Here is a 5,789-nt window from a genome sequence, read left to right on the forward strand (position 1 = left end):
GCCGGAGCCCGCTCCGACGCCCGCCCCGACACCCGACCCCACCCCCACCGAGGAGACCGCCCCATGAGGGCGGCACTCGTCCCGCGGCGCACCGACAGCACGGTCGGCGCCCGGCATCCGAGAGGAACACGATGACGATCACCCCGGAACAGAGCACGTGGTTCCGCGAGACCTTCGCGACCCTCGTCGACAACGTCGACCAGGTCGTCCTGGGCAAGCGGCATGTCATCGAGCTCGCCTTCACGGCGATGATCTCCGAAGGGCACCTGCTCCTCGAGGACTACCCCGGCACCGGCAAGACCTCGCTCGCCCGCGCGATGGGTCAGTCCGTGCAGGGCACGAGCTCCCGCATCCAGTTCACGCCAGACCTGCTCCCCGGTGATGTCACCGGAATCACCGTGTACGACCAGCGCCGCGGCGAGTTCGAATTCCACCAGGGGCCGATCTTCGCGAACATCGTGCTCGCCGACGAGATCAACCGCGCCTCCCCCAAGACGCAGTCGGCGCTCCTGGAGGTCATGGAGGAGGGCCATGTGACCGTGGACGGCGTCACGCGGCCGGTCGGCGTCCCGTTCCTCGTGGTGGCGACGCAGAACCCGGTCGAGCAGGCGGGCACGTACCGGCTCCCCGAGGCGCAACTCGACCGGTTCCTCATGAAGACGAGCCTCGGCTACCCCGACCGGGCGGCCACGATGCGCATCCTCGAGGGCTCCAGCGAGGGCCGGCGCGACGTCGAGCCGGTCATTACCCCGCAGGGCATCGTGAGCCTCGCCGACATCGCCCGCGGCGCCTACCTCAACCCGCTGGTGCTCGACTACATCGCGCGCATCGTCGAAGCCACCCGGCTGGCGACCGAGGTGCGCCTCGGCGTGAGCGTGCGCGGTGCGCTCGCCCTCACCCGCGCCTCTCGCACCTGGGCCCTCGCCCATGGGCGCACCTACGTCACGCCCGACGACATCAAGGCGCTCGCGGGCCCGGTGCTCTCCCACCGCCTCATCCTCGACGCCGAGGCGGAGTTCGACGGCGTCACCGCGGGCGCGGTCATCGGGCAGGTTCTCCTCGACGTGGCGCCGCCGAGCCAGCGCGACCACAGCCGTGACGAGGGTGCGTGAGCTTTCCGACCGAATCGCGCCTGACCCGGACGGCCACGTCCACCGGGTACGCGCGCACGCGCTACGGCGACACGGCGAGGTCGACCACGGTCCTCGCCGTACGTGGCGCGCGCACCTGGCGGCGGGGGCGGGCCGCGGCGGTCGCCGCGGCGAGGTGGGTGCGCGAGACGGTGACCCCGGTGGGATGGGTCGCGGTCGCCGTCGCGGCCGTCGGGCTCATCGCCGGACTCGGCTGGGGGCTGCTGGAGTTCGCGGTCGCCGGCGGTGCCGCGGCGCTGCTCGTGGTCGTCGCCGTCCCGTTCCTGTTCAGCGCACGGGCCTACGACGTCCGGCTGGAGCTGGCCCATGACCGGGTGGTCGCGGGGACACCGGTCGACGGCGAGCTCGTGGTCACGAACGTGGGGCGCGGCGTCGCCCTCCCGGGCCGGGTCGATGTGCCCGTCGGAGACGGTCTCGTCGACGTGCACGTGCCCCTCCTCCGCCCGCAGCACGACCTGACCGAGCGGGTGGTGATCCCCACCGAGCGGCGCGGAATCGTGACCGTCGGGCCCGCACGCACCGTGCGCGGCGACCCGCTCGGCATCCTGACGCGCGAGGCGACCTGGGACGACGTGCGCACACTCTACGTGCACCCGCGGACGACGGCGCTTCGCAGCACGGCGGCGGGCTTCATCCGCGATCTCGAGGGCAGCGCCTCGCGGACGATCGTCGACGCGGACTTCTCGTTCCACGCGCTCCGCCCCTACGTCCCCGGCGACTCCCCCCGCCAGATCCACTGGAAGTCGACCGCCAAGACGGGCGCCATGATGGTCCGCCAGTACGAGGAGACCCGTCGCTCGCGGATGGTCGTGGTCCTGGCACGCGGCGACGACGAGTACGCCGATGACGACGAGTTCGAGCTCGCCGTGAGCGCCGCCGCCTCGGTCGGCGTCCGCGGCATCCGCGACGGCCGCGACGTCGACGTCGCCGTCGGCGGCGAGGTGCCCGAGTTCGCCCGGCGGGCCGTCCGCACCGTCCGCGAGCTCGCCACCGTGTCCACCCGCACCCTGCTCGACGACCTCGCGGGGCTCGAGCGCAGCGGCGAGGTGAGCGCGCTCCGCGATGTCTCCTCGCTCGCCGCCGAGTCGCACCCCGACGTCTCGATCGGCTTCCTCATCTGCGGGTCCACCCTCACCCCGGCGCAGCTGCAGTCCGCCGCGCTCGCGTTCGGCGGCGACGTGGCCGTCGTCGCGCTCGTGTGCGCACCCACGGAGAAGCCCGGCATCCGGCGCCTCGGACCCCTGACCGTGATCTCGATCGGGCTGCTCGATGACCTCCGTCCGCTCCTCGCGAAGGGGTCTGCGTCATGAGCGACACCTCGAGGCGCGACCTGCGGGCGGCTCGCACGACTCGGCGCCGCGGCACGCGGCTGCGCTTCGTCGTGACGCAGGCCCTGCTCCTCGACGTCCTGTTCGCCGTCGGCGCTGTGGCCGTGTGGCCCATCTACCGCACGCCGCTGCTCTTCATCGCGATCGGTGTCGGGCTCCTCGCGGCGCACATCGTCGCCGCCGTCGGCCTCCGCCGCACGTGGTCGCTCTGGTGGGTGGTCCTGGCGGCACTCGTCGCCTACGTCGCGCTGGGTGTCCCCGTCGCGGCGCCGGCGAGCCTCTCCTCGCCGTCGCCTGCGCTGCGCGCGCTCCTCGGCGTCGTCACGGCGCCGGTGACGGGCTGGAAGGACCTGCTGACCCTCGACCTTCCGCTCGGGAGCTACCAGACGACCCTGGCGCCGACGCTCTTCCTCTTCACCGTGATCCCGGCCCTCGCGCTCTCCCTCGCCTGGCGGGCACGCACACTATGGACCCTCGCCGCACCGCTGGGACTCCTCCTCACCGTCTTCGGCGTGGTGTTCGGCGCCCGCTCCCTCTCCGCGCCCCTCGTCGCCGGTCCCGTCCGTGTGCAGCCAGAACTGGTGGTGGGCACGGGGGCGGTCCTCGCGGCGCTCGCGGTCGTCGTCTGGCGCACCCGGTACGAGCGGCGCCGCGCCCTCGAGGCCGCGGTCGAGGCGACCGGCGTCCGGCGGTCGGGCCGCGCGACCCGCGGGCTGCTCGGCCGCCTCGCGACCGCCGTCGCCATGGTGCTCATCGCGGTCGTGGGCGCCTCCGCCTGGGCACCGTGGGCGCTCGGTGATCAGCCTCGGAGCGTCGCCCGGGCCACGGTGGACCCGGTCCTCCGGATCGCCGAGACCCTCAGCCCGCTCTCGCAGTACCGCGGCGCGTTCGCGCCCGGCGAGGACGAGCGCGTCCTGTTCCGCGTGGACGCGACGGCGCCGGTCGATCGCGTCCGCATCGCGACACTGCCCTTCTACGACGGCCGGAACGCCCGCGCCGTCGACCCGTCGGCGGGCCTCGGCTCTCCGCAGACCGCGTTCCGCCGCGTGCCTGCGGGCATCGCGGGAGGCGGAGGCTCCGCCGCATCGGTGACGGTCACGATCGACGGCCTGACCGGCATCTGGGTGCCGACCGCCGGCGACCTCCGGACGGCGACCTTCGACGGTGCCCGAGCGACCGACCTCTCCGACGGGTTCTTCTACAACGCCGCGACCGGAGCCGCCGTGCAACTGGCCGAGCCCGGTCTCCGTTCCGGCGATGCCTACCGCCTCGACGTCACCGTCCGCGGCGAAACCGGGGCCGCGGCATCGCTCGACCCCGTGCGCTCGGGTCCTGCGCTGCCCGCCGAGGTCGTTCCGGACAGCCTCCGCGAGTGGATCGAGGCGCAGGGAGCGCCGACGGGCGGCGAGGGTCTCGGCCTCCTCCTCGACCGGCTCCGTGCGCGCGGGTTCCTGAGCCATGCGCTCTCGATCGATCCGGCCGCCCCGCCGGCGTGGCTCGCCGACCTCGGCACCGACGCCTTCCAGCCGAGCCGGGCAGGTCACTCGACCGACCGCATCGACGCCCTGTTCACGCAGCTGCTCGACCGGCAGCGCGAGATCGGCGGCGACGTCGACGCCGACCTCGTCGCCGGGGTCGGCGACGACGAGCAGTTCGCGGTCGCCGCGATGATGATCGCCGATCAGCTCGGCTTCGATGCCCGCGTCGTGGTCGGGACGCGCCTGAGCGACGTCGACGGCCTCCCCGCGTGCGAGGGCGGCGAATGCCGGAACGCCGATCTGGCGGCGTGGATCGAGGTCGCGGATGCCGGTGGCGCGTGGCATCCGCTCGACGTCACCCCGCAGCGCGACGCGTTCCCCTCTCCCGACCTCGAGCAGCGCCAGGATCCCGAGAACCCGACCGACGTCCGCCGCGATCAGGCCGAACAGGTGCTTCCCGCCGAGGCGGGCCCGACGGAGGGCACGGAGCGCGGCGAGGATGCCGACACGGATGCCGCCGACCTGGAGGCACTCTGGGCGACGCTCCGCGTGGTCGGCGTCTCCTTCCTCGGCCTTCTCATCCTGGTGGGACCCCTGCTGCTCATCGTCGTCGCCAAGGCGCTCCGCCGCCGGTCACGCCGTCGCGCACCCGACGTCGTCGAACGCTTCACCGGCGGGTGGCAGGAGTTCGTCGACGCGGCCGTCGACCACGGCTATCCGGCTCCGGCGACCCAGACCCGGCAGGAGCTCGCGGCGATCTACGCGGGCGAGGACCGGGAGCGCGCCTTGCGCCTCGCGACATGGGCCGACCGTTCGGTGTTCGACGTGGTGCCGCCTCCCCGCGGGTCGGACGCCGGGTTCTGGCAGATCGTGGATGACGAGCGTCAGCGTCTCGCTGCGGAGGCGGGCTTCTGGGCCCGGCTGCGCGGGCGGGTCTCGCTCCGCTCGCTGCGGCGGCGGAGACCGGCACGGCGCCGCCGGTAGGGTGTCGAGGGCGGCGCGCCGCGAACGCCGCTACGGTGGGCAGGTTGATCGAGGAGACATGGTGAGCGTAGGAGCAGGCACAATCGGCGCGGCGACGGCGCTCGGAGCTATGGCCCCCGATCCGACGGGCCTGCTCGCAGGCGCCTCCGTCGGGGTCGCGCTGGCGCAGGTCGCCGGTGCCCTCGCCGTCTACGCCTGGCTCGCGCTCGCACTCATGGCCGTCTTCCGCAAGGTCGGTCAGCCGACGTGGAAGGCCTGGGTTCCGGTCCTCAACCTGTGGACGCTGTTCGAACTCGCCGGGATGCGCGGCTGGTGGGCAGTCGTACAGGTCGGCGCCGGCATCGTCTTCGCGGTCATCGCCACCATCGTCGCCGGTTCGCTCGTCACCGCATCGGTCGACGCCGCGTTCAACGGCGCCGATGCGGCATCCGCTTTCCTCGCCGCCACCGTGGTGCCCGCGCTCATCTGGCTCGTCTACGCCGCCCTGGTGGTCGCACTCCAGTTCGTGATGATGCAGCGCCTGAACCCCGGCTTCGGGCTCGGCACGGGCTTCAGCGTGCTCGGCGCCGTCCTGCTGCCGGTGTGGGCGAGCATCGTCGGCTGGGGCTCGGCGACCTGGCGCGGCCGCCCGCGCGCGCAGGGACTGCCGCCCACCCCGTTCGCCGCCACGGCGCCTGCGCCGGAGCCGGCCGGGCGAGACACCAGCGCGGCGATGATCGCCTTCGCCCCGCCGTCCGCCGCCGACGCTCCGGCCGCGTCGCCCGTGTCCGCGTCGGCGGACGCCCCCGCTCCGCTGGCGAACGGCAACCCGTGGGTGCCCCCGCCGCTGGCCTCCCCCCTGGCCGCCC

Annotated in this window: 3 protein-coding genes and 1 pseudogene; all 4 read left to right on the forward strand. The window is 73.9% G+C overall.

Annotated features, from left to right (window positions below; all coding sequences use genetic code 11):
- Nucleotides 1-131: 131 nt before the first annotated feature.
- A complete protein-coding gene (locus ACJJV7_RS02930; protein ID WP_405376174.1) occupies nucleotides 132-1,112 on the forward strand; it encodes an AAA family ATPase in 981 nt (326 codons plus the stop codon).
- The gene (locus ACJJV7_RS02935) at nucleotides 1,109-2,461 is read left to right on the forward strand and encodes a DUF58 domain-containing protein (RefSeq protein WP_405375324.1); all 1,353 of its coding nucleotides are present in this window, start codon (nucleotides 1,109-1,111) and stop codon (nucleotides 2,459-2,461) included. Before ACJJV7_RS02930 ends, ACJJV7_RS02935 begins: the two co-directional genes overlap by 4 nt.
- Nucleotides 2,458-4,941: a transglutaminase domain-containing protein gene (locus ACJJV7_RS02940; RefSeq protein WP_405375322.1), complete on the forward strand. Its 2,484-nt coding sequence runs from the start codon at nucleotides 2,458-2,460 to the stop codon at nucleotides 4,939-4,941. Before ACJJV7_RS02935 ends, ACJJV7_RS02940 begins: the two co-directional genes overlap by 4 nt.
- A 61-nt stretch (nucleotides 4,942-5,002) precedes the next feature.
- Nucleotides 5,003-5,789: pseudogene (locus tag ACJJV7_RS02945) on the forward strand (hypothetical protein); the annotation flags it as partial.

It is taken from the genome of Microbacterium sp. Ld4, assembly GCF_045066555.1.
GTDB lineage: Bacteria > Actinomycetota > Actinomycetes > Actinomycetales > Microbacteriaceae > Microbacterium.

Coding starts and splice junctions, on each gene's coding strand:
- ACJJV7_RS02930 (WP_405376174.1), top strand. CDS start 132: ATGACGATCACCCCGGAACAGAGCACGTGGTTCCGCGAGACCTTCGCG.
- ACJJV7_RS02940 (WP_405375322.1), top strand. CDS start 2,458: ATGAGCGACACCTCGAGGCGCGACCTGCGGGCGGCTCGCACGACTCGG.